6 protein-coding genes and 1 pseudogene are annotated in these 24,097 nt (G+C 71.6%); 6 read left to right on the top strand and 1 reads right to left on the bottom strand.

From position 1 onward, the window contains the following. Positions 1-205 precede the first annotated feature (205 nt). From L942_RS22590 to L942_RS44975, 6 genes and pseudogenes are all read left to right on the top strand, one after another. Positions 206-5,215 (top strand): annotated as a pseudogene (locus L942_RS22590) (SDR family NAD(P)-dependent oxidoreductase); the annotation flags it as partial. Then, complete coding sequence (locus L942_RS22585) at positions 5,212-9,945, top strand: type I polyketide synthase (RefSeq protein WP_235079329.1); 4,734 nt, start codon at positions 5,212-5,214, stop codon at positions 9,943-9,945. The pseudogene L942_RS22590 and the gene L942_RS22585, both read left to right, overlap by 4 nt. Before the next feature lie 10 nt (positions 9,946-9,955). Further along, a complete protein-coding gene (locus tag L942_RS22580) occupies positions 9,956-20,356 on the top strand; it encodes a type I polyketide synthase (protein WP_081655176.1) in 10,401 nt (3,466 codons plus the stop codon). A 104-nt stretch (positions 20,357-20,460) separates the two neighbouring features. Beyond that, positions 20,461-21,384 carry a daunorubicin resistance protein DrrA family ABC transporter ATP-binding protein gene (locus tag L942_RS22575; protein WP_037363832.1) on the top strand — a complete coding sequence of 308 codons (924 nt, stop codon included), beginning with the start codon at positions 20,461-20,463 and terminating at the stop codon, positions 21,382-21,384. Continuing rightward, positions 21,384-22,211: an ABC transporter permease gene (locus tag L942_RS22570; protein ID WP_081655175.1), complete on the top strand. Its 828-nt coding sequence runs from the start codon at positions 21,384-21,386 to the stop codon at positions 22,209-22,211. Before L942_RS22575 ends, L942_RS22570 begins: the two co-directional genes overlap by 1 nt. A 146-nt stretch (positions 22,212-22,357) precedes the next feature. Further along, complete coding sequence (locus L942_RS44975; RefSeq protein ID WP_200862889.1) at positions 22,358-22,930, top strand: hypothetical protein; 573 nt, start codon at positions 22,358-22,360, stop codon at positions 22,928-22,930. 310 nt (positions 22,931-23,240) lie between these two features. Here L942_RS44975 and L942_RS22560 read toward each other — a convergent pair whose 3' ends face one another. Continuing rightward, positions 23,241-24,008 (bottom strand): AfsR/SARP family transcriptional regulator, encoded by a 768-nt coding sequence (locus L942_RS22560; protein WP_051166156.1) that lies wholly within the window; start codon positions 24,006-24,008, stop codon positions 23,241-23,243. Between the last annotated feature and the right edge of the window lie 89 nt (positions 24,009-24,097).

Genomic DNA, 24,097 nt, shown 5'->3' with positions numbered 1-24,097 from the left:
AGGGGTGGGGGCACGCCGGTGCCGTCGGTAGCGTTCCCGACGTGGCACTTTCCACCCTTTTTCGCGGTTAGGCGGGGCGATTGGCGTGAGTAGCGACTTCCAGTCCGGCGGCGAGAACGAGCGCAAACTGCTCGCATACCTCAAACGCGCGACGACCGATCTTCGCGAAGCGAAGCGGGCGCTGCAGGAAACCCGCGAACGCGACGGCGAGCCGATCGCGATCGTCGGCATGGCCTGCCGGTACCCGGGCGGCGTCACGTCGCCCGAGGACCTGTGGAACCTCATCGCCACTGGAACCGACGCGATCGGCGGCTTCCCCGAGGACCGCGGCTGGCCGCTGGACACGCTGTACGACCCCACCGGCGAACGACCCGGCACCACGAACACGCGCGAGGCCGGTTTCCTTTACGACGCGGCGGAATTCGACCCGGAGTTCTTCGGCATCTCGCCGCGCGAAGCACAGTCGATGGACGCGCAGCAGCGAATCCTGCTGGAAACCTCGTGGACCGCGCTGGAACGCGCCGGGATCGTGCCGGAGACGTTGCGCGGCAGCGAAACCGGCGTGTTCACCGGCGTGATGTACCACGACTACGCCGGACACGCGGCGGCTGGCAGTGTCGTTTCCGGCCGGGTCGCTTACGCGCTCGGCCTCGAAGGACCGGCGGTGAGCGTCGACACCGCGTGCTCGTCGTCGCTGGTCGCGCTGCACTGGGCGGCGCAAGCACTCCGCCGCGGCGACTGTTCGCTGGCGCTGGTCGGCGGTGTCACGGTAATGGCCACTCCGGAGACCTTCGTGTATTTCTCCGAGCAGCGCGGCCTTTCCGACGACGGCCGGTGCAAGGCGTTCGCCGCCGCGGCCGACGGGACGGGCTGGGGCGAGGGCGCGGGCGTCCTCGTGGTCGAGCGGCTTTCCGAAGCCCGCCGCAACGGGCACCCGGTGCTCGCGGTGATCCGCGGCTCCGCAGTGAACTCCGATGGCGCGTCGAGCGGTCTGACTGTCCCTAATGGACCCGCGCAGCAACGCGTGATTCGCCAGGCGCTCGATTCCGCCGGGCTGACGACGGCGGACGTCGACCTCGTCGAGGGACACGGCACCGGCACGAAGCTCGGCGACCCGATCGAGGCGCAGGCGCTGCTCGCGACCTACGGCCAGGACCGGACCGAGCCGCTGTGGCTGGGCTCGCTCAAGTCGAACATCGGGCACACCCAGGCCGCGGCCGGGGTCGGCGGCGTGATCAAGGTCGTGGAAGCGATCAGGCACGGAGTGCTGCCGAAGACCCTGCACGTCGACGCGCCTTCGCCGCACGTGGACTGGTCGGCTGGCGCGGTCGAGTTGCTCACCGAGGCGCGGCCGTGGCCGGAGACCGGCCGTGCTCGGCGCGCCGCGGTGTCGTCGTTCGGCATCAGCGGCACCAACGCGCACGTGATCGTCGAGCAGGCCGAGCCGATCGAGGAAGCCGCTGCACCAGCTGAAGCGCCGGTGCTGGCTTGGCCGGTGTCCGCGGACAGCGCGGACACGCTCGATGCCCAACTGGACCAGCTGGCGGCGGTCGAAGGTTCGCCCACTGACATCGGTTTCTCCTTGGCCACCACGAGGTCCCTGCTTGACCACCGCGCGGTGCTCGTCGGTGCCACTCGCGACGAGCTGCGCGAAGTCCGGGATCGCCGCACCAACGGCCGTACCGCGTTCCTCTTCACCGGCCAGGGCGCGCAGCGCGCCGGGATGGGCACCGAACTCGCCGCGAAGTACCCGGTGTTTGCCGAGGACCTCGACACGGTGTGCGCCGAACTCGATCCGCACTTGGACCGTCCACTGAAGACAGTCCTCGACGATGCCGCCGAACTGGAGCGCACTGGCTTCACGCAGCCGGCGTTGTTCGCCGTCGAGGTGGCGCTGTTTCGGCTGTTCGCGTCGTGGGGCATCAAGCCGGACTGCTTGCTCGGCCATTCGATCGGTGAGCTGGCCGCCGCGCACGTCGCGGGGATTCTCTCGCTCCCGGACGCGGCCGCGCTGGTGGGTGCGCGGGCGCGCCTGATGCAGGCGCTGCCCTCCGGCGGCTCGATGGTGGCCCTGCAGGCGACCGAGGACGAGGTCACGCCGCACCTGACCGGCCAGGTCAGCATCGCCGCGATCAACGGCCCGGACTCGGTGGTGCTTTCCGGCGCGGAGGAGGCGGTCGCCGAGGTGGTGGCGGAGTTCGCCGGACGGAAGTCTTCGAAGCTCAAGGTGTCGCACGCGTTCCACTCGCCGCTGATGGAGCCGATGCTCGCCGAATTCGCCGTCGCGGCCGAAAAACTCACCTACGCGAAGCCGAAGATCCCGATCGTCTCAACGGTCGGCGTCGCCGAGGACCTGTCCACTCCGGACTACTGGGTGCGCCAGGTCCGCGCCGCAGTTCGGTTCCACGCCGGGGTTCAGCAGCTGGTGGACGAAGGTGTCCGGACGTTTGTCGAGATCGGACCGTCCGCGGTGCTCACCGCCGCTGCCCAGCAAAGCTTCGACGACGGCACCTTCGCGTTCGTCCCCGCCCTGCGCAAGGACCGGGACGAAGCGGTCACCGCCGTCACCGCGCTGGCGACGCTGCATGCCCGCGGCGTCCCGGTCGACTGGACCGCGTTCTATCCGGGCGCACGCCGCGTCGACCTGCCGACCTACGCCTTCCGTCGCACCCGCTACTGGCTCCCCGCCGACACAGCCAGCGGCGACGCAACGGAGCACGGCCAGCGCCCCGCCGGGCACCCGATGCTGAGTTCGGTCGTCCACCTGCCCGAAACCGACGCTGTGGTCCTCACCGGCCGTCTGTCTGCCAGCAGCGTCGGCTGGGTCGCCGACCACGTCGTGCTCGGCACGGTTCTCGTCCCCGGCACGGCGTTTGTCGAGCTGGTGCACCGCGCCGCAGAGGAGGCGGGATGCGCGTATCTCGAAGAACTCACCCTCGAAGCCCCGCTCACCCTCACTGAGAGCGCGGCGATCCAGGTCGCCGTCGAGGGTCCGGACGAGAACGGCCGCCGCGCCGTCACCGTCCACTCGCGACCGGACAGAGCGGAAGCCTGGACCCGCCACGCGAGCGGTTTCGTTGCCCCGAAAGCAGATCCGCCTTCGTTCGACCTCACCGAATGGCCGCCCACCGGTGCCCGCAAGGTCGAGCTGGACGACCCGTACGCGACGCTCGCCGACTTGGGCTACGACTACGGTCCGGCCTTCCAAGGCCTGCAGGCGATGTGGCAGGACGGCGACGTCATCTACGCGGAGGTCAAGCTTCCCGACGGTGCCGAGGCCCGCGACTACGGCGTCCATCCCGCTCTGCTCGACGCCGCTCTGCACGCACAACTCCTCGGCCCGGCGCCCGAAGGCGGGGCCGAACCGATGTTGCCGTTCTCGTTCAGCGGCACCACCGTGCACTCGCCGGGCGCGTCGTCGCTGCGGGTCCGGGTCGCCCCGGCGGGCACCGACACGATCACCGTGCAGATCGCCGACGCCACCGGCGGCCCGGTGCTGACAGTCGAGGCACTTGCCGCGCGGGCGCTGAAGGCGGTCCCCACGAAAGACCCGCTGTACCGGGTCAATTGGGAGCCGGTCGCGAACACCGGCGGACAGCACGGCTTCCGGATCCTCGAAGTGTCCACTCCGGAGCGTCGGGTGCCGGAAGCCGCGCGTGCTGTCGCTGCTCAGGTCCTCGCCGCGATCCAGGAGACCCTCGACGGCGACGGTCGGCTCGCCGTGGTCACGCGCGGCGCGGTGTCCGTGCACGGCGAAGACGTCGACCCGGCGCTGGCCCCGGCCTGGGGTCTCGTCCGCGCTGCCGAGGCGGAGAATCCCGGGCGCTTCGCACTGGTCGACGGCGACCCCGACGTCGCGCTGGCCACCGGCGAGCCCGAAACGGCGGTGCGCGCCGGCCAGGTCTTCGCCCCGCGCTTCACCGCGGCCGCCGCGGCACCGGCCGAGCTGAACTGGGACAAGGTCCTGATCACCGGCGGCACCGGCGGACTCGGCGCGGTCGTCGCCCGGCACCTCGTGACCAAGCACGGGGTGCGGAACCTCGTCCTGACCAGCCGTCGCGGCGCGGACGCCCCCGGTGCGGCCGAGCTGAGCGAGGAGCTGGCCGCACTCGGCGCGACGGTTGCGGTGGAGAGCTGTGACGTCACCGACGCGGACTCGGTCCGGAACCTCCTCGCCAAGGTCGGTCCACTCTCGGCGGTCATGCACGCGGCGGGCGTACCGTCGGCCGGTCGGGTCGAGACGCTCACCGAGGAAGAAACCGCCCGCGTCTTCGCCCCGAAGGTCGACGGTGCGTGGAACCTGCACGAGCTGACCGGCGACCTGGACGCGTTCGTCCTGTTCTCGTCGGCCGCCAGCACGGTCCTCGCCGCCGGGCAGGCCGGATACGCCGCGGCCAATGCTTTCCTGGACGAACTGGCCGAACACCGCCGCGCGCAAGGACTCCCAGCGACTTCGCTGTGCTGGGGCGCGTGGTCCGAAGACGGCGGCATGGCGGGCGAACTGTCCGAAGCGGACTTCCGCCGGCTCCGCCGCCTGGGCACGCCGCCGATGGCGACCGCCGAAGCGCTCGCACTCCTGGACGCCTCCCTCGCCTCGGCCGAACCCGTGCTCGCCCCGGTCCGCCTGGACCAGGCCGCGCTGCGCGCTCGGACAGACGACCTGCCGCCGGTGCTCCGGGGCATGGCGCGCCGTCCGGTCAAGAAAGCTCCCGTGTCTCGGCTGGCGACCGTTCCCGAGGCCGAGCGCGAGGAGTACCTGCTCGGCGTGGTGTCGGACCAGGTCGCGGCCATCCTCGGCTTTGCCGGTGCCACGGCGGTCGAGCCGGACCGCGCGTTCCAGGAGATGGGCTTCGACTCCCTCACCTCCGTCGAACTGCGCAACCAGCTCGGCGCGCGCACCGGTCTCAAGCTGACCGCGACCATCGTGTTCGACCACCCGACCCCGGCCGCGCTGGCTCGCCGCCTGCACGAGCTGCTCGGCGCCGGCCGCGGTCCGGCCGAACCCCTGCTCAGCGAGATCGACCGGCTGGAAGCCCTCCTGGGCGGCGCGGCCGGAACGCTGAACGGATCGACCGCGAAGGTCACCGCGCGGCTGGACGCGCTGGTGCGCAAGTGGACCGACGCGCACGCCGGAGCCGCCACCGAAGCCGATCTGGACGAGGCCACCGACGACGAGCTGTTTGCCGTCCTGGACGACGAATTGGGCATCTCATGAACGGGCAGACCATGAGCAACGAGGACAAGCTCCGCGACTACCTCAAGCGTGCGACGGCCGACCTCAAACAGGCCCGCCGCCGGCTGCACGAGCTGGAGGCGCGCGACACCGAGCCGATCGCGATCATCGGCATGAGCTGCCGTTACCCCGGGGGCGTGCGGACGCCGGACGACCTGTGGGACCTCGTCGAGCAGGGCCGCGACGCGATCGGGGAGTTCCCCGCCGACCGCGGCTGGGACCTCGAGGGCGTCTACGACCCGACGCCGGAGCGGCCCGGCAAGACCTACACCCGCCACGGCGGTTTCCTTTACGACGCGGCGGATTTCGACGCCGAGTTCTTCGGCATCAGCCCGCGCGACGCGCGCCGCGCCGACCCGCAGCAGCGGATCCTGCTCGAAGCCTCGTGGGAGGCGTTCGAGCGCGCCGGCCTCGACCCGCACGGACTCAAGGGCAGCTCGACCGGCGTGTACGCCGGTGTGATGTACCACGACTACAGCGGCGGCAGCCCGGACGGCAGTCTCGTGTCCGGCCAGGTTTCCTACACGCTCGGCCTCGAAGGTCCGTCGGTTTCGGTGGACACCGCGTGCTCGTCTTCGCTGGTCGCGCTGCACCTGGCCGCGCAGGGGCTGCGTCGCGGCGACTGCACGCTCGCGCTGGCCAGCGGGGTCGCGGTGATGGGCACGCCGGAGATGTTCGTGGACTTCTGCAGCCGTCGCGGTCTCGCCGCGGACGGCCGGAGCAAGTCGTTCTCCGACGCCGCGGATGGCACTTCGTGGGCCGAGGGTGTCGGGGTACTGGTCCTGGAGCGGCTTTCCGACGCGCAGCGCAACGGGCACCGCGTGCTCGCGCTGCTGCGCGGCTCGGCGGTGAACCAGGACGGGGCCAGCAACGGTTTCTCCGCACCCAACGGTCCTTCGCAGGTCCGCGTGATCGAGGCTGCGCTCGCCGACGCGGGTCTCTCAGTGTCCGATGTGGACGCCGTCGAGGCGCATGGCACCGGAACCGCGTTGGGCGACCCGATCGAAGCCCAGTCGCTGCTGGAAACCTACGGTCAGCGCAGCACCGGCGCGCCGTTGCTGCTCGGGTCGATCAAATCGAACATGGGCCACCCGCAAGCCGCCGCCGGCGTCGCGGGCGTGATCAAGATGGTGCAGGCGCTGCGGCACGCCCGGTTGCCGAAGACGCTGCACGTCGGCACGCCGTCGAAGCACGTCGACTGGACCTCCGGTGCGGTCGAACTGCTCACCGAACCGCAGGCGTGGCCCGAGGTGAACCGGCCGCGGCGGGCGGCGGTGTCGTCGTTCGGCGTGAGCGGGACGAACGCGCACGTGATCTTGGAGCAGGCTCCGGTGGCCGAGGAGGTCGAGTCCGCCTCGGCCCCCGTCTACCCCCTGGCTCTGTCGGCGAAGACGCCCGCCGCGCTGGCCGAATCCGCTGGGCGACTGGCGGAAGTGGACAGTGCCCTCGCGGATGTCGTACACACCCTCGCCACCGGTCGCGCGCCGCTGGAGCACCGCGCGGTCGTTGTCGCGCGGGACCGCGCACAGGCCGCGGAAGCGTTGCGTGCGTTGGCTTCCGGTGCTTCCCGCCCCGACGTGCTCACCGGCACCGCGGACGTGCGTGGCCGGACGGTCTTCGTCTTCCCCGGCCAGGGTTCACAGTGGACTGGCATGGCGCTCGACCTCATCGAGCAGTCCCCGGCCTTCGCTGCCCGGATGTCCGAATGCGACGCCGCGCTGCGGAAGTTCACCGACTGGTCGGTCATCGAAGTCCTCCGGGGCGAGCCCGGCACGCCGCCGGCCGACCGGGTCGACGTCGTGCAGCCAATGCTGTGGGCGGTCATGGTTTCGCTGGCCGCGTTGTGGCGTGCGCACGGCGTCGAGCCGGACATGGTGATCGGCCACTCACAGGGCGAGATCGCCGCCGCGACTGTCTCGGGTGCACTGTCGCTTGAGGACGGTGCGCTGGTGGTTGCGCTGCGGAGCAAGGCGATCGGCGACGTCCTCGGCGGACGCGGCGGCGGCATGCTCGCGGCGGGCCTCCCGGCGACCGAACTGGAGGCGCGGGTCGGTGCGTGGGACGGCCGGATTTCGGTCGCGGCCGACAACGGCGCGACGTCCGCGGTGCTGTCCGGGGACACCGAAGCCCTCGAAGAGCTGCGTGACCAGCTGGTGGCCGAGGACTTCCGCGCGAAGCTGGTCCCGGTGGACTATGCGTCGCACTCGGCGCACGTCGAACACCTCTCGGACCGGCTGCTCACCGACCTCGCCCCGATCCAGCCGAGGCGCGGGGACGTCGCGATGACCTCCACGGTCACCCTCGACGCGGTCGAAGAGTCCACTGTGGATGCCGCGTACTGGTTCGCCAACCTGCGCCGCACAGTCCGGTTCGCCCCGGTCGTCGCGCAGCTCGCCGAAGCGGGCTACACGCGGTTCATCGAGATCAGCCCGCACCCGGTGCTGGCCATGAGCATCCAGGAGACGCTGGACGAGAGCGGGCACGTCGGCTCGGTCGGCGGCACCCTGCGCCGCGACGAGGGCGACCTGACCCGGTTCGCGACCTCGATGGCGGAGTACGCGGTCCGCGGCGGTTCGGTCGACTGGCTCTCCCTTGTCCCCGGCGGCCAGCTCGCCGATCTGCCGACCTATCCGTTCCAGCACAAGCGTTTCTGGCAGGAAGAGGAAGCCGCCGCGGCAGCGCCGGCCACGCCGGTCGCCGACCAGGAGTTCTGGCAGGACGTGACCGGCGGCGACGTCCACGCGCTCGCCGCCCGGCTCGGCGTCGGCACTGGACCGCTCGCCGAGGTCGTCCCGGCGCTGGCCGCGTGGCACAGCCGCCGTACCGAACTGTCCACGGTGGACTCATGGCGGTACCGCGTGTCGTGGTCGCCGCTGTCCGGCGTGGCCAGCGGGTTCACCGGCAGTTGGCTGGTCGTCGTCCCCGCTGGGGTGGCGCAGGCAACCGAACTGGCGGACGCGCTGGCCGAACAGGGCGACGTGGTCCGCTTGGTGGCCGCCGACTACACCCGCGCGGCGTTGGCCGAACTGGTTGGCGAAGCGACCGCAGTCCGTCCGTTTGACGGTGTCCTGTCGCTGCTCGCCTACGACGAGAACCCGACACTCAACACAATCGCGCTGCTGCAAGCCTTGCGCGACAACGAGATCGACGCTCCGGCGTGGGTCGTCACCCGAGGCGCGGTCGCGGTCGACGCCTTCTCCGACGCCGACCCCGAAGCCGCTTCGGTGTGGGGCCTCGGCACCGTGGTCGCCCTGGACCAGCCTGGCAGCTGGGGCGGTCTCGTGGACGTCACCGACGCATCGGACGCGCCGAAGCTCGCCGCGCTCGTGTCCGGCGTCAACGACGAGGATCAGGTTGCGATCCGGCCGTCCGGAGTGTTCGCCAAGCGAATGGTGCGCGCGCCACTCGGCGCGAATGCCCCGGAGCCATGGCAGCCGCGCGGGACCGTGCTGATCACCGGCGGCACCGGCGCGGTCGGCGGCCACGTCGCGCGCTGGCTCGCCTCTCGCGGAGCGGAACACGTGGTGCTGACCAGCCGTCGCGGGCTCGACGCCGAAGGCGCGCGTGAGCTGGTCGAGGAGCTGTCCGGCACCCGAGTCACCGTCGTGGCCTGCGACGTCGCGGACGAGACGGCGCTGGCCAAGGTGCTCGCCGAACACCCGCCGACCGCCGTGGTGCACGCCGCTGGCGTGCTGACCCGCGAACCCGCGTTGGCCGACGTCACGCCGGAGGAGTTCACCGCCGCGATCCGCGCGAAGGTCACCGGTGCCGCGCTGCTCGACCGGCTGCTCGGCGACACCGAACTCGACGCATTCGTCCTGATGTCCTCCGGTGCCGCGGTCTGGGGCACCTCCGGCCAGCCCGCCTACGCCGCGGGCAACGCCTACCTCGACGCGCTCGCCCGGCGCCGTCGCGCGGCGGGGCGTACCGCGACCGCGGTGGCCTGGGGGTCCTGGGGCGGGGGCGGCATGGTCGACGCGGACGCGAGCGACCTGCTGCGCCGCATGGGATTGGCCGAGATGGATCCGCGGCTGGCCGTCGAAGCCCTCGGCCAGGCCCTCGACCACGACGAGTCGCAGCTGGTCGTCGCGGACATCGACTGGTCCGCGTTCGCGCCGGTCTACCAGCTCGCCCGGCCCCGTCCGCTGTTGCGCGGCATCCCCGAGGCCTCGGCCGAGCAGACCGACGCCGAACCGGCGGGCGCGGGCGATCTCGGCGCCCGGCTGGCCTCGCTGAGCCCGGCCGAACAGCGCCGGACCGTGCTGGACCTGGTGCGCGGCGAGGTCGCCGCGGTCGCCGGGTACGACGACGGCGGTGCGGTGGAACCCGCGCGGGCCTTCAAGGAACTCGGCTTCGATTCGGTGTCCGCGGTCGACCTGCGCAACCGGCTCGGCGCCGGCACCGGGCTGAAGCTGCCCGCCACGGTCGCGTTCGACCACGTCAACCCGCAGGCGCTGGCCGAGCACCTGTGGAGCCAGCTGTGCGCGGGCGAAACCGAGGTCCCGCTCGAGGCCGGGCTCGACCGGCTCGAAGCGGCGGCCGCCGCGCTCGACGCCGCCGAGATCGACCGGTCCCGCATCCTGCCCCGGCTGCAGGCGGTCGTCGCCGCGCTGCACCAGACGCTCTCCGGCGGCCACTCCGGTTCCGAAGCGCTCGAAGCGGCCACCACCGACGAACTGTTCGCCCTCATCGACGACGAGCTCGGCGCCTGACCACCCGCCCCTGATTCTGCGACAAGAGGTTCTCCAGATGTCTGACGAAGCCAGGACCGACGAAACCAAGCTGGTCGACTACCTGAAGCGGGTCACCGCCAATCTGCAGGAGACGCGGGCGCGGCTGCGCGCGGTCGAGGCCGCCGAATCCGAGCCGATCGCGATCGTGGCGATGGGCTGCCGCTACCCGGGCGGCGTCCGGTCCGCCGACGACCTGTGGGAGCTGGTCGCGAACGGCCGGGACGCGATCGGGGAGTTCCCCGCCGACCGCGGCTGGGCGCTGGACCGGCTGTTCGACGCCGATCCGGACAGCCCTGGCACGAGCTACGTCTCCCAAGGCGGGTTCGTGCACGACGCGGGCGAGTTCGACGCCCCGTTCTTCGGCATCTCGCCGCGCGAGGCGCTCGCGATGGACCCGCAGCAGCGGCTCGTGCTGGAGCTGGCGTGGGAGACCTTCGAGCGCGCCGGCATCGCGCCGCATTCGCTGGCGAAACAGCAGGTCGGCGTGTTCGTCGGCAGCGGCGGGCAGGACTACTACGACGAGCTGCCGCAGTCCGTGCTCGCGGGCGAGGTCGAGGACTACCTGAGCACCGGCAACGCCGGCTCGGTCATCTCCGGCCGGATCGCGTACGCGCTCGGTCTGGAAGGCCCGGCCGTCACGATCGACTCCGCGTGCTCCTCCTCGCTGGTCGCGCTGCACTTGGCGGTGCAGTCGCTGCGCCAGCGCGATTGCTCGCTCGCCCTGGCCGGCGGCGTGATGATCATGTCGCGGCCCGGCCCGTTCCTCGCTTTCAGCCGGCAGCGCGGCCTGGCGCCCGACGGCCGGTGCAAGGCGTTCTCGGACAGCGCGGACGGCACCGGCTGGGCCGAGGGGGCCGGAACCCTGTTGCTGGAACGGCTTTCCGACGCGCAGCGCAACGGGCACCCGGTGCTCGCGGTCGTGCGCGGCTCCGCGGTGAACTCCGACGGCGCGTCCAACGGCCTCACCGCGCCGAACGGTCCTTCACAGCAGCGGGTGATCCGGCAGGCGCTGGCCAACGCCCGGCTGTCGGCGTCCGATGTGGACGCGGTCGAGGGGCATGGCACCGGCACCACGCTGGGCGATCCCATTGAGGCGCAAGCCTTGCTGGCCACCTACGGCCAGGACCGCACCGAGCCGCTGTGGCTCGGGTCGATCAAGTCGAACATCGGCCACGCGCAGGCGGCGGCGGGCGTCAGCGGCGTGATCAAGATGGTGCAGGCGATGCGGCACGGTCTGCTGCCGCGCACGCTGCACGTCACCGAACCGTCCACTGAGGTCGACTGGTCCTCCGGCTCGGTTGAGCTGCTGCGCACCGAGCGTCCGTGGGCGGCGGGGGACCGGCCGCGTCGCGCGGGTGTTTCGTCGTTCGGCGTGAGCGGCACCAACGCGCACGTCATCCTGGAGGAAGCGCCCCCGGTAGAGACCGCTGCGCCGGTGCCGCCGAGCTGGCCGGACGGCGTCGCGGTTCCGCTGCCGCTCGCCGGCCACGGCAGTGCCGCGCTGCGGGCGCAGGCCGCGCAATTGGTCTCGTCGGCTGCGGCCCCGCTCGACCTGGGCTTTTCGCTCGCCACCTCGCGGTCGCCGCTGTCGCATCGGGCGGTCGTGCTGGCCGAGGACCCGAAGCAGGCCATCGCCGCGCTCGCCGAGGGCGTTGCCAGTCCGGACGTGGTCAGCGGCACGCAGGTCGAAGGGCTGACCGCGTTCCTGTTCTCCGGACAAGGCGCGCAGCGGGCCGGGATGGGGGCCGCGCTGGCCGCCGCGTTCCCGGTCTTCCGCGAGGCGCTGGACGAGGTCTGCGCCGAACTGGACCAGCACCTCGACCGTCCACTCAAGACAGTCCTATTCGACAAACCCCGGCTGATCAACCAGACCGGCTACACCCAGCCCGCGCTCTTCGCGATCGAGGTCGCGCTGTTCCGGCTGCTCGCGTCGTGGGGGATCAAGCCGGACTTTCTGCTCGGCCACTCGATCGGCGAACTCGCCGCCGCGCACGTCGCCGGGATCTTCTCGCTGGCCGACGCCGCCGCACTGGTGGCCGCGCGGGCCAGCCTGATGCAGGCGCTGCCGTCCGGTGGCTCGATGGTGGCCCTGCAGGCGACCGAGGACGAGGTCACCCCGCACTTGACCGACGACGTCAGCATCGCCGCGCTCAACGGTCCCGATTCCGTCGTGCTTTCCGGCGCCGAAGACGCGGTCGCCGCGGTGGTCGCGAAGTTCGCCGGGCAGAAGTCTTCGAAGCTCAAGGTGTCGCACGCGTTCCACTCGCCGCTGATGGCGCCGATGCTCGCGGAGTTCGCCACGGTGGCCCGCGGCCTGACCTACCACCAGCCGGAGATCCCGCTGGTTTCCACGGTCGGACCGGAAGTCGACATGTCCACTCCGGACTACTGGGTGCGGCAGGTGCGTGCCGCGGTCCGGTTCCACGACGGCGTGGAAACCCTTGCCGCGCAAGGCGTCGGACGCTTCGTCGAGGTCGGCCCGGACGGTGTGCTGTCCGCGCTGGTCCGCCAGACGTCCGACGCGCTCGTGGTTCCGGTGCTTCGCAAGGACCGTGACGAACCGGCCGCAGCGCTCACCGCGCTGGCTGAGCTGTTCGTCAGCGGCCTGAACCCGGACTGGGCCGCGGTTTTCGCCGACCGTGGCGCCCAGCGCGTCGACCTCCCGCCGTATGCCTTCCAGCGCAAGCGCTACTGGCTCGACGCTCGCGCCAACCGCGACGAGGTCACCGCGGCTGGGCTGACGTCGGCCGGGCACCCGCTGCTCGGCGCGGCCGTCGCGTTCGCCGACACCGACGGCGTGGTGCTGACCGGCCGGCTGTCCGTCGAGACGCATCCGTGGCTGGCTGAACACCAGCTCGGCGACGCGGTCACCGTGCCCGGCACGGCGTTCCTGGAACTCGTCGTCCGCGCCGGTGACCAGGTCGGCTCCGGCCGGATCGAGGAACTGACCCTGGGCAGCCCGCTCGTGCTGCCCGCCCGCGGCGGCATCCAGGTGCAGGTCACCGTCGGCGCGGCGGGGGAGCGCGATGTCCGGTCGGTCACTGTCCACTCCCGACCCGAGGACGACGACGCCGACTGGACCCTGCACGCGAGCGGCAGCGTCGCTCCGCAGTCGGCCAACGGCGGCACCGAGCTGACCGAATGGCCGCCCGCCGGTGCGGCACCGGTCGCCATCGACGGCCTGTACGACGACTTCGCCGACACCGGACTCACCTACGGCCCGCTTTTCCGTTCCCTGCAAGCAGTCTGGCAGCGCGACGGCGAGATCTTCGCCGAGGTTGCGCTGCCGGATGACAGCGACGCTGACCGATTCGGCCTGCACCCGGCCGCGCTCGACGCGTGCACCCACGCGCTGCGGGTGGCCGGTGGCGGTGACGGAGGCGTCGGCCGGGTTCCGTTCTGCTGGACCGGTGTTGAGCTGCACGCCACTGGTGCCACCGCACTGCGCGTGCGGTTCACTCCGACCACAGAGGACGGTTTCCAGATCGCGCTTGCCGACCCGGCCGGCGCTCCGGTCGCGACGGTCGCGGAGACGGTGTTCCGCGCGTTCTCCGCTCCGGTCGCTGAGCAGGCCGCTCCGCTCTACCGGATCGAGTGGCAGCGTTCGGCGGACATCGAGACCACTGTGGACACTGCGGACACGCAGATCCTGGAGTGTGTCGGCGAATCCGGCACCGCGGCGGAAACCCATGAGCTGACGCACCGCGTGCTGGCCGCGCTTCAGACGTGGCTGTCCGCGGAACACCCCGCGCACGCCCGGCTCGTCGTCGTCACTCGCGGCGCGGTCCCGGCTGCCGGGGACGTCACCGACCTCGCCGCCTCCGCGGTCTGGGGCCTGGTCCGTTCCGCGCAGGAGGAGAACCCGGACGCTGTCGTCCTACTCGACCTCGACGCCGAAACCGCGCCGGAAGCGGTGTTGCCGCAGGTCCTGGCCTCTGGCGAAGCGCAGGCGGCGGTCCGGCTCGGCACCGTCCTGGTGCCGCGGCTCGTCCGCACGACGCCCGAGCTGGAGCGGCCGTACTTCTGCCCGCACGGCACAGTGCTGGTCACCGGCGCGTCCGGCGCGCTGGGCGGGAAACTCGCCCGGCACCTGGTCGCCGAGCACGGCGTCCGCCGGTTGCTGCTGCTCAGCCGCCGGATCACGCCCGCCCTCGGCGAACTGGCCGCCGAGCTGCGCGAACGCGAGGTCGACGTCCGGCTGGAGCGGTGCGATGTCGCCGACCGCGAGGCGCTGGCCGGCGTGCTGGCGTCGCTGCCGGCGGAGAACCCGCTCACCGCGGTCGTGCACGCCGCCGGCGTTCTCGACGACGGGGTGGTCACCGCACTCACCCCGGAACGAGTCGACGCGGTGCTCGCCCCGAAGGTCGACGGCGCGCTGAACCTGCACGAACTCACCCGCGAGATCGCGCTGTCCGCATTCGTGCTGTTCTCGTCGGTCTCCGGCGTGCTCGGCGCGCCCGGCCAGGGCAGCTACGCCGCGGCCAACGCGTACCTGGACGCCCTCGCGGCACATCGGGTCGCGCACGGCCTGCCGGGTCTGTCGCTGGACTGGGGCCTGTGGGGCGAGGTCGGCGGCATGGGCGGCACGCTCACCGAAGAGGAGGTGCAGCGCCTCGCGGCGAGCGGCATCGTGCCACTGTCCACTGCGGAGGGGCTGGCGCTGTTCGACCGCGCCATCGCGGTCCGCAAGCCGACCGCGGTCCCGGCGAAGCTCGACCTGCCGGTGCTGCGCAAGCTTGACCGGCTCCCGCGCACGCTGGAACAACTCGTCGGCCGCACCACTCGCCGGGTTGCCGCCGCTGCTGAGTCCGCTGTGGACTCGTTTGCCGGACGCCTGCTGGGTCTGGCCGAAGAAGACCGTCGCGACGCGGTGCTGGAACTGGTGCGCAGCCACGCCGCCACCGTGCTCGGCTACCGCGCCGCACACGAGATCGAACCGTCGGCGCAGTTCCAGTCGCTCGGCTTCGACTCGCTGACCGCGATCGAACTCCGCAACGGCCTCACCGCGGCCACCGGCCAGCGGCTGCCCGCGACCCTGATCTTCGACCACCCGACGCCGACCGCGCTCGCCGCACACCTGCTCGCGGAGCTGGCCGGTACCGCGGCCGAGGTCAGCACCGTGTCCACTAAGGACACTTCGGCCGAGCCGATCGCGATCGTCGGCATGGCCTGCCGCCTGCCCGGCGGCGTCACCTCGCCGGAACAGCTCTGGGAGCTGGTCGCCGAGGGCCGCGACGCGATCGGGGACTTCCCGGCCGACCGCGGCTGGGACCTCGACGGCCTGCTCGACCCGACCGGCCGTCGACCCGGCACGACCTACGTCGCCCGCGGCGGATTCGTCTACGACGCGGGCGATTTCGACCCGACGTTCTTCGGCGTCTCGCCGAAGGAAGCGCCGATGATCGACCCGCAGCAGCGGCTGCTGCTCGAAGCGTCCTGGGAAGCGCTGGAGCGGTCCGGCATCGACCCGGTATCGCTCAAGGGCAGCCCGACCGGGGTGTACGCGGGCGTGCAGTACCACGACTACGTGGGCGCGAACAGCGCCGGCTCGATCGTCACCGGGCGCGTGTCCTACACCCTCGGCCTCGAGGGCCCGGCCGTGTCGGTGGACACCGCGTGCTCGTCGTCGCTGGTCGCGATGCACATGGCGGCCCAGGCGCTGCGCGGCGGCGACTGCTCGCTCGCGCTGGCCGGCGGCGTCACGGTGATGGCCACGCCGGAGACCTTCGTGGAATTCAGCCGCCAGCAAGGTCTCGCGGCCGACGGCCGGTGCAAGGTGTTCTCCGACGACGCCGACGGCACGACCTGGTCCGAAGGCGTCGGCGTGCTGGTGCTGGAGCGCCTGTCCGACGCCCGCGCCAACGGCCACCCGGTGCTCGCCATTCTCAAGGGCAGCGCGGTGAACCAGGACGGCACGTCGAACGGCCTGACCGCGCCGAACGGGCCCGCGCAGCAGCGGGTGATCCGCGCCGCGCTGGCCGACGCCGGACTGGAGCCGTCCGATGTGGACGCCGTCGAGGCGCACGGCACCGGCACGAAGCTCGGCGACCCGATCGAAGTCCAGGCGCTGCTGGCCACTTACGGCACGCAGACGTCCGCGGACCGTCCGTTGTGGATCGGTTCGGTGAAGTCGAACATCGGGCACACCCAGGCCGCCGCCGGCGCGGCCGGCGTGATCAAGATGATCGAGGCGATGCGGCACGGCGAACTCCCGGCCACGCTGCACGTCGGCAAACCGTCCAGCGAGATCAACTGGTCCACCGGCGCGGTGCGCGTGCTCGCCGAGCCGGTGAAGTGGCTGCCCAACGGCCACACCCGCCGCGTCGGTGTCTCGTCCTTCGGGGTGAGCGGCACGAACGCGCATGTCATCCTGGAGGAAGGCGACCGGCGCGAGGTCACTGGCTCGACCGGTCCGGAGTACGACGGTCCGGTCGCCTGGCCGGTCTCCGGCCGCGGTGCGACGGCGCTGCGCGCCAAGGCCGAGCAGCTGATGTCCTATGTGGACGAGGAACCGGAAGGCAGCCTCGCCGACATCGGTCTCTCGCTGGCGACGACGCGCAGTGCGTTCGACCGCCGGGCAGTGCTGATCGGCAGTCGCTCGCCGCAGTTCGTGCGCGGCTTGGCGGCCTTGGTGGACGAGGAGGACGCACGGGGCGTCGTCCGCGGCGTCGCCACTGGGAGCGGCCGGACCGCCTTCCTGTTCGCGGGCCAGGGTTCGCAGCGCGCGCAGATGGGCACGCAGCTGGCCGCGCGGTACCCGGCATTCGCCGAGGCCTACGACGAGGTGTGCGCCGAGCTCGACAAGCACCTCGACCGTCCGCTGCGCGAAGTGATCGAAAGCGGCGACGGCCTCGACGAGACCCGCTGGACGCAACCGGCCCTGTTCGCGCTGGAAGTCGCGCTGTTCCGCACCGTCCGGTCCTGGGGCGTGAAGCCGGATCTGCTCGCCGGGCACTCGATCGGCGAACTCGCCGCCGCGCACTGCGCTGGCGTGTTCTCGCTGGCCGACGCGGCGAAGCTGGTGGTGGCGCGCGGTGCGCTGATGCAGGCACTGCCGGCCGGCGGTGCGATGGTCGCGATCGACGGGACGCCGGAAGCAGTTCGCGAAGCCGCCGGGGACACGGTGGACCTTGCCGCGGTGAACGGCCCGACCGCCGTGGTGATCTCCGGGGCCGCGGAAGCGGTCGCCGAAGTGGCGGCGAAGTTCGAGCGCACCAAGCAACTCCGCGTCTCGCACGCGTTCCACTCGCGACTGATGGACCCGATGCTCGCCGAGTTCCGTACTGTCGCGGAAGGACTGTCCTATGCGGAGCCGAGGATCCCGATCATCTCGACGGTCACCGGCGAGCCCGCCGACGATCTGACGTCGCCGGAGTACTGGGTGAACCAGGTCCGCGCGGGCGTGCGGTTCCGCGACGCGGTCGCCCGGGCCGCCGCGGACGGCGTGACCCGGTTCCTCGAGGTGGGCCCGGACACCACGCTCACCGCGATGGCCGACGCCTGCCTCGACGAGCGTCCGGACGGGCTCGTGCTCGCGTCGCTGCTGCACAAGGAGCAGGACGAGGCGGTCGCCGCGTTGACCGGGGTCGCGCAGTTGCACGTCAGCGGCGTCGACGTCGACTGGGCAGCGATCTACGCACCGACCGGCGCGCACCCGGTCCCGGTGCCGACGTATCCGTTCCAGCGCCAGCGGTACTGGCTGGAAAGCACCGCCGCCGCGCCGGGCCAGGAAGACCACCCGCTGCTCGGCACCGCAACGGAGCTGGCCGGTGCGCAGGGCCTGCTGTTCACCGGACGGCTGTCCGTCGGCACGCACCCGTGGCTGGCCGACCACGTCGTCGGCGGCTCGATCCTGTTCCCCGGCACCGGTTTCGTCGAGATGGCGATCCGGGCTGGCGACGAGGCGGGCTGCCCGAGGCTGGACGAGCTGACCCTCGAGTACCCGCTGGTGGTGCCCGAGCGGGCCGGCGTGCGGGTGCAGTTCGCGCTCGATGCCGCGGAAAACGGGGTCCGGACGTTCACTGTCCATTCGCGACCGGAAGGCGCCGCGGACGGCGTCCCGTGGACCCGGCACGCCACCGGACGCCTCGCCAAGGCGGGCAGGGCGGAGAAGTTCGACCTGTCCGCCTGGCCGCCCGCCGCCGAGCAGGTGCAGCTTGAAGGCACCTACGAGGAACTAGCCGCTGACGGCCTCGCGTATGGTCCGGCTTTCCGCGGACTCGTCGCTGCTTGGAAGGGCGACGGGGAAGCGTTCGCGGAGATCCAGCTACCCGCCGCGGTGTCCGATGTGGACCGTTACGGCATCCACCCGGCTGTACTCGACGCCGCCTTGCACACCATCGGCGTCTCCGGCGCGGTCGGCGACGAACCGGCGCTGCCGTTCGCGTGGGAAGGCGTCCGGCTGCACGCGGTCGGTGCGACGACGCTGCGAGTGCACGTGAAGCAGATCGGCTCCGGAGCGGCAGCATTGAAGATCGCCGACGGCACTGGCGCGCCGGTCGCCTCGGTGGATTCGCTGCTGCTGCGTCCGATGTCGGCACAGCCTCAGGCCGCCGAAACCGGGGGCGCGGAGTCGCTGTTCCGCCTCGCGTGGGAGCAGACCGACCTGGACGCGGTCCCGGAGGTCACCGACTGGACGGTGGTCGGCGACGACCCGTTCGGTCTCACCGAGACGCTCGGCGCGACCGCCGCGGCCAGCGTCGACGGCGCGTCCGGACTGGTCGTGCTGCCTGCCGCCGGCGACGACGTGCACGCCGAACTGCACCGCGTCCTCGGCGAACTGCAGACGTTCCTCGGCCGTCCGGAGGGCTCGCTGCTGGTGGTCACCCGCGGCGCGGTCGCGGCCGACGCCGAGGAAAGCCCCGACCCGGTCGGTGCCGCGGTGGCTGGCCTGGTCCGCTCGGCGCAGGCCGAGCACCCGGACCGGATCACCCTGGTCGACCTCGGCACCGGAACGCCGAGCGGCCGCACCCTGGCCGCGGTATCGGCGTCGGACGAACCGCAGGTCGCTCTTCGCGCCGGTGCGGTGCTGGTGCCACGCCTGCAGCGGGCGGCCGACGCGGCTGCCGCGCCGGTCTGGGATCCGGACGGCACGGTGCTGATCACCGGCGCGACCGGCGCGCTCGGCGGTTCCGTCGCCCGGCACCTGGTGAGCGAGCACGGCGTGCGGAACCTGCTGCTGGTCAGCCGTCGCGGCGCGGACGCACCCGGCGCGACCGAACTGCGGGACGAACTGACCGAACTCGGTGCCGCGGTCACGCTCGCCGCATGCGACGTGGCAGACCGGACCGCGGTTTCCGCACTGCTGGAAGGAATCGACCTGCGCGGGGTCGTGCACGCGGCAGGCGTGCTGGACGACGGCGTGCTGAATTCCCTTACGCCAGAACGCCTCGACCACGTCCTGCGCCCGAAGGTCGACGCCGCGGCCGCCCTCGACGAGCTGACCCGCGACCGCAACTTGACCGCGTTCGTCCTTTTCTCCTCGGCCGCCGGCGTGCTCGGCGCGCCGGGGCAGGGCAGTTACGCCGCGGCCAACGCCTACCTCGACGCACTGGCGGTCCGCCGCCGACGCGAGGGACTCGCGGGCTCCTCGCTTGCCTGGGGCCTGTGGGGCGGCGGCATGGGCGCGGCACTCGAGGACGCGGACGCCCACCGCATCGGCGAAACCGGCATCACCGCGCTGTCCACGGCGGACGGTCTGCGGCTGCTCGACGCGGCAGCGGGTTCCCCGGAACCTCTGCTCGTGCCGATCGCGCTGGACACCCGGGTACTGGCGTCCTCGGGCGACGACGACCTCCCGGCAGTCCTGCGCGAACTCGCCGGCGCTCGCGGCCGTCGCGCGGCTCAGGACGCGGTGGAGGACACCGAATCGCTGGCGCAGAAACTCGGTGCGCTCCCGCCCGGGAAGCGGGTGCCGACCGTGCTCGCGCTGGTGCGCGCGCACGCCGCCACGCTGCTCGGGCACGCCGGTCCGGAGGCGGTGGAACCGGACCGCTCGTTCAACGAGGTCGGCTTCGATTCCTTGTCCGCCACCGGGTTCCGCAACAAGCTCAGCCTCGTCACCGGACTGAAGCTTCCGGTCAGCCTGATCTTCGACTACCCGACGCCGCGGATCCTGGCCGAGCACCTGGTGTCCGAACTGGCCCCGGCCGAAACCGCGCCGGAACCGTTGTCGGAGAAGGGAATCCGGGACGCGCTGGCGGAGATCCCGCTGGAGCGGCTGCGTTCGGCGGGCCTGCTCGACGGGCTGCTCGAACTGGCGGGCATCCGGATTCCGGAGCAGGCCGAGCACCTCGAAGAGGAGCCGTCCGCGGTGGCCGAGGACACGATCGACGAGCTGGACACCGACGCGTTGATCAGCATGGCAATCGGGGGTGGGGACGACGATTAGCCCACCCCTATCGGGCGCGGCCGGTATTGCCGCTCTCGCGGCCGCTGTGGCCCACTTGATCCCGACAGTTTCCCCGCTTGACCGAACCGAGGAGAGGTAACCCGATGGTCACCGGCTACGCAATCGAAGCACGGGGGCTGCGCAAGTCCTACGGCGATGTCGACGTCCTGGAAAGCGTCGACCTCAGCGTCGAGCGGGGCACGATGTTCGCGCTGCTGGGCCCCAACGGCGCCGGCAAGACCACGACGGTGCGGATCCTCAGCACCCTCCTGGAGGCCGACGGCGGCACCGTGACCGTGAACGGGCACGACGTCGCCAAGCGCACCCGCAAGGTCCGCGAGCAGATCGGCCTCACCGGACAGAACACCGCGGTCGACGAACTGCTCACCGGACGCGAAAACCTGGAAATGATGGGGCGGCTGTTCCATTTGCCGATCGCGCGGGCGAAGGAGCGGGCCACCGAACTGCTCGCGCAGTTCGACCTCGTGGAGGCGGGAGAGCGCCCGGTCAAGACTTACTCCGGCGGCATGCGGCGCAGGCTGGACCTCGCGATCAGCCTGATCACGTCGCCGCCGGTGCTGTTCCTCGACGAGCCCACCACGGGTCTCGACCCGCGCAGCCGCTCGGCGATGTGGGACGCGATCCGCAAACTCCTCGACGGCGGCACCACGGTCCTCCTCACCACGCAGTACCTCGACGAGGCCGACCAGCTCGCCGACCGGATCGCGGTCATCGACAAGGGCCGCGTCGTCGCCGAGGGCACCGCGACCGAGCTGAAGCGCCGCGTCGGCACCGAACGGCTCAAGCTGACCTTCGCGTCGGACGCCGAGGCGGGCCGCGCGCAGCAGGTCACCGGCGGCGTGCTGCTGGAGGAGGCGGTCAGCGTCCCGATCGACCATCCCGGCCAGGTGCGGGCGACGCTCAACCGAGTCGCCGACGCCGGGCTCGAGCCCGCCGGGATCGAGCTGTCCGAACCGACGCTCGACGACGTGTTCCACACCCTCACCTCAACCGCGGGAGCGAAGTGATGACCCAGACCTTGTCCAGGGAAACCGAGGGGGCGCGGATCCCCGCGGCGCCCGAAAGCGCCGGGCTCGCCTCGGTGCTGTCCGACTTCCGCGTGCTGATCGGGCGCAACGTCAAGCACATCACGCGGAACCCGGAGATGCTGCTGCAGGCGGTGTCGCTGCCGGTCGTGCTGCTTCTGCTGTTCCGCTTCATGTTCGGGCCCGCGATCAACGTGCCCGGCATGGCCTACATCGACTACCTGGTGCCCGGCCTGCTGGCGATCAGCATCGGCTTCAACTCGACGACCACCGTCGTCGGCGTCGCCGCGGACCTCACCCAGGGCCTCGTGGAACGCTTCCGCTCGATGCCGATGTTCGGCCCCGCGGTGCTCGTCGGCCACGTCGCCGCGGGGATGCTGCGCAGCCTCGTGTCGTTCGTGATCATGGTGGCGATCGGTTTCGCGATCGGCTTCCGCCCCGGCGGCAGCGCACTCGGCTGGCTCGCCGCGATCGGACTGCTGGTCCTGTTCGCGGCCGGCGTTTTCTGGCTGGCGGTGCTGCTCGGTTCGATCTCGAAGACGGTCGAAGGCGCCGGCGGTCTCGGCATGATCCTCGTCTTCGTGCCGTACGCGTCCAGCGCTCTCGTGCCGACCCAGGCGATGCCCGGCGTGCTGCGCGTGATCGTGGACAACCAGCCGTTCACCGTGCTGATGGACGCGGTGCGCGCGCTGATGAACGGCACCCCGGCCGGCGGCACGGCGTGGCTCGCGCTCGCCTGGTGGGGCGTCATCACCGTCGCGGCCGCGTTCCTGGCGGTGCGCAAGTTCAACCGGCGCACCAAGGGCTGAGCTGTTTTCCCCGAAGGGCGACCCGCCTCCGCGCGGGTCGCCCTTCCGTCGTGCCTAGGGGACCCCGAGTCCGCTAGGTCGGCTTTAGATCGTTCCGGCACTCTCTGTGGAGTAGAGAGGACCACTGCGTGAAGTGAGGTGGCGACATGCCTACCCGGGTGATGGAAAAGCCGGTCGATCCCGTGGCCGCGTGGCTGGCCCCGCTGTCGGACGACCCGGCCGGCGCGGTCGCGTTCCTCTCGGAAGTAACCGACCGCGTATCGCGCCGCCCCGGCTCCGGCCGAGTCCTGGTCCCCGGCGGCGGCCCGGTCGCGGACGCACTGGCCGGCGAAGGCTACGAGGTCCACCTCGAACCAGGCCCGCGCTTCGACGCCGGCTACCTGGGCGCGGACGTCCTTTCCCGCCTGCCGGACCAGCGAGACCAGCTGCGCGCGATCGGCCGCTACAGCCGCCTTTTGCGCCCCGGCGGCGCCCTGGTAGTCCAGGGCCGCCACCCGGATCCCGCCTGCTGGACCGCAGACGCCCGCGTCCGCGCGGTCGACGACATACGGCAAATCGTGCACCTGGCCGACGCCTCGCTGCCCCTGCGCTACGTCTGGCCCGCGGAACTGGACCTGATGGCCGAACTGGCCGGCCTGGCGTTGGACAGCAGATGGGGCGGCTGGTACGGAGAACCAGTAACCTGCGGCGGTTTCGTAGTCTCGGTCTACCGCAGCTAGGGAGGACGTGAGGGGAACCCAGATTCCTCCAGGGTTCCCCTCACGACCAACCCAGCGCCGCCCCAGACAGACCGCAGCCAGCGCACTCAACTCATCGAGGCACCCAGCCCTGGCCCTGCACCTCGATACGAAGCCTCTCTGCGGTCTGAGGGTGGTTGTCAAGGCACGCTTTCCCGCCTTGACAACCACCCTCAGACCGTCAGCACAATCGGGCTTCGGGGTGCCCACCGCGACCAACGCGGCACAGCCGCGAAAACGACCCGGCCCCGCCAAGACGGAAGACCGGGCCGAACCCGAACCGGATGAGAGATCAGACCGCGTCCGACATCTCCCCGACAAGAATGCTCTGATGCAGCTTCCGCAACGAACTCCCCGGCTCGATCCCCAGCTGCTGCACCAGATTCTGCCGCGCCGAGGCGAACGTCTCCAACGCCTCCGCCCGCCGGTTGGACCGAGCCAGCGCGGTCATCAGATACTCGGTGAACGTCTCCCGCAGCGTGTGCTCCTTCGCCAGCGCGGACAGCTGCCCGACGACCTCGCGATGGCGCCCGATCAACAGCTCGGTCTCCATCAGCAGCTCAAGGCACCCGAGCCGGCTCTCCTCCAGCAGCGTCGCGTAAGCCTGCACATCGGACGAGTCGGTGAACCCGCCGAACGCCGCGCCACGCCACAGATTCGTGGCCTCCCGCAGCACCTTCGCCGCCTGCCCGTAGCTGCGGTCCCAGTGCAACGTCCGCCCCTGCTCGTAAAGCCGGGTGAACCGGTCAGCGTCCAGCTCGTCGATCCCGACGTGCAACGAATACCCTCGCGGACTCGTGACCACCGGGCTTTCTTCCGCATCCTTGCTGGTGCCGCGCAACAGTTTCCGCAGCTGCGACACGTACACGTACAGCGCGGCACTCGCCCGCGCCGGCGGATGCTCGCCCCAGATCTCGCCGATCAGGTGCTCCGCGGTGACCACCTGGTTGTTCTTCGCCAGCAGCACGGACAACAGGGTCTCGATCTTGCGGGCCCGCGGGGCGGAGACGCCGGGCCGGCCGCTCACTCTGATCTGTCCGAGAATTTCGTAGTTCAGCATGACTGCCCTCCGGTGTCTCTCGCGCCGGACCCGTCCGGCGGCGCCCCCAGCGCCGCTGCCTGCCGGTCCGAGCCGGGTCCACCACTGGA

It is taken from the genome of Amycolatopsis orientalis DSM 43388 (assembly GCF_000411975.1).
In the GTDB taxonomy this organism is placed as follows: domain Bacteria; phylum Actinomycetota; class Actinomycetes; order Mycobacteriales; family Pseudonocardiaceae; genus Amycolatopsis; species Amycolatopsis orientalis_D.
Note: the sequence above shows the minus strand (reverse complement) of the source record. Positions and strands in the feature narration are given on the sequence as shown.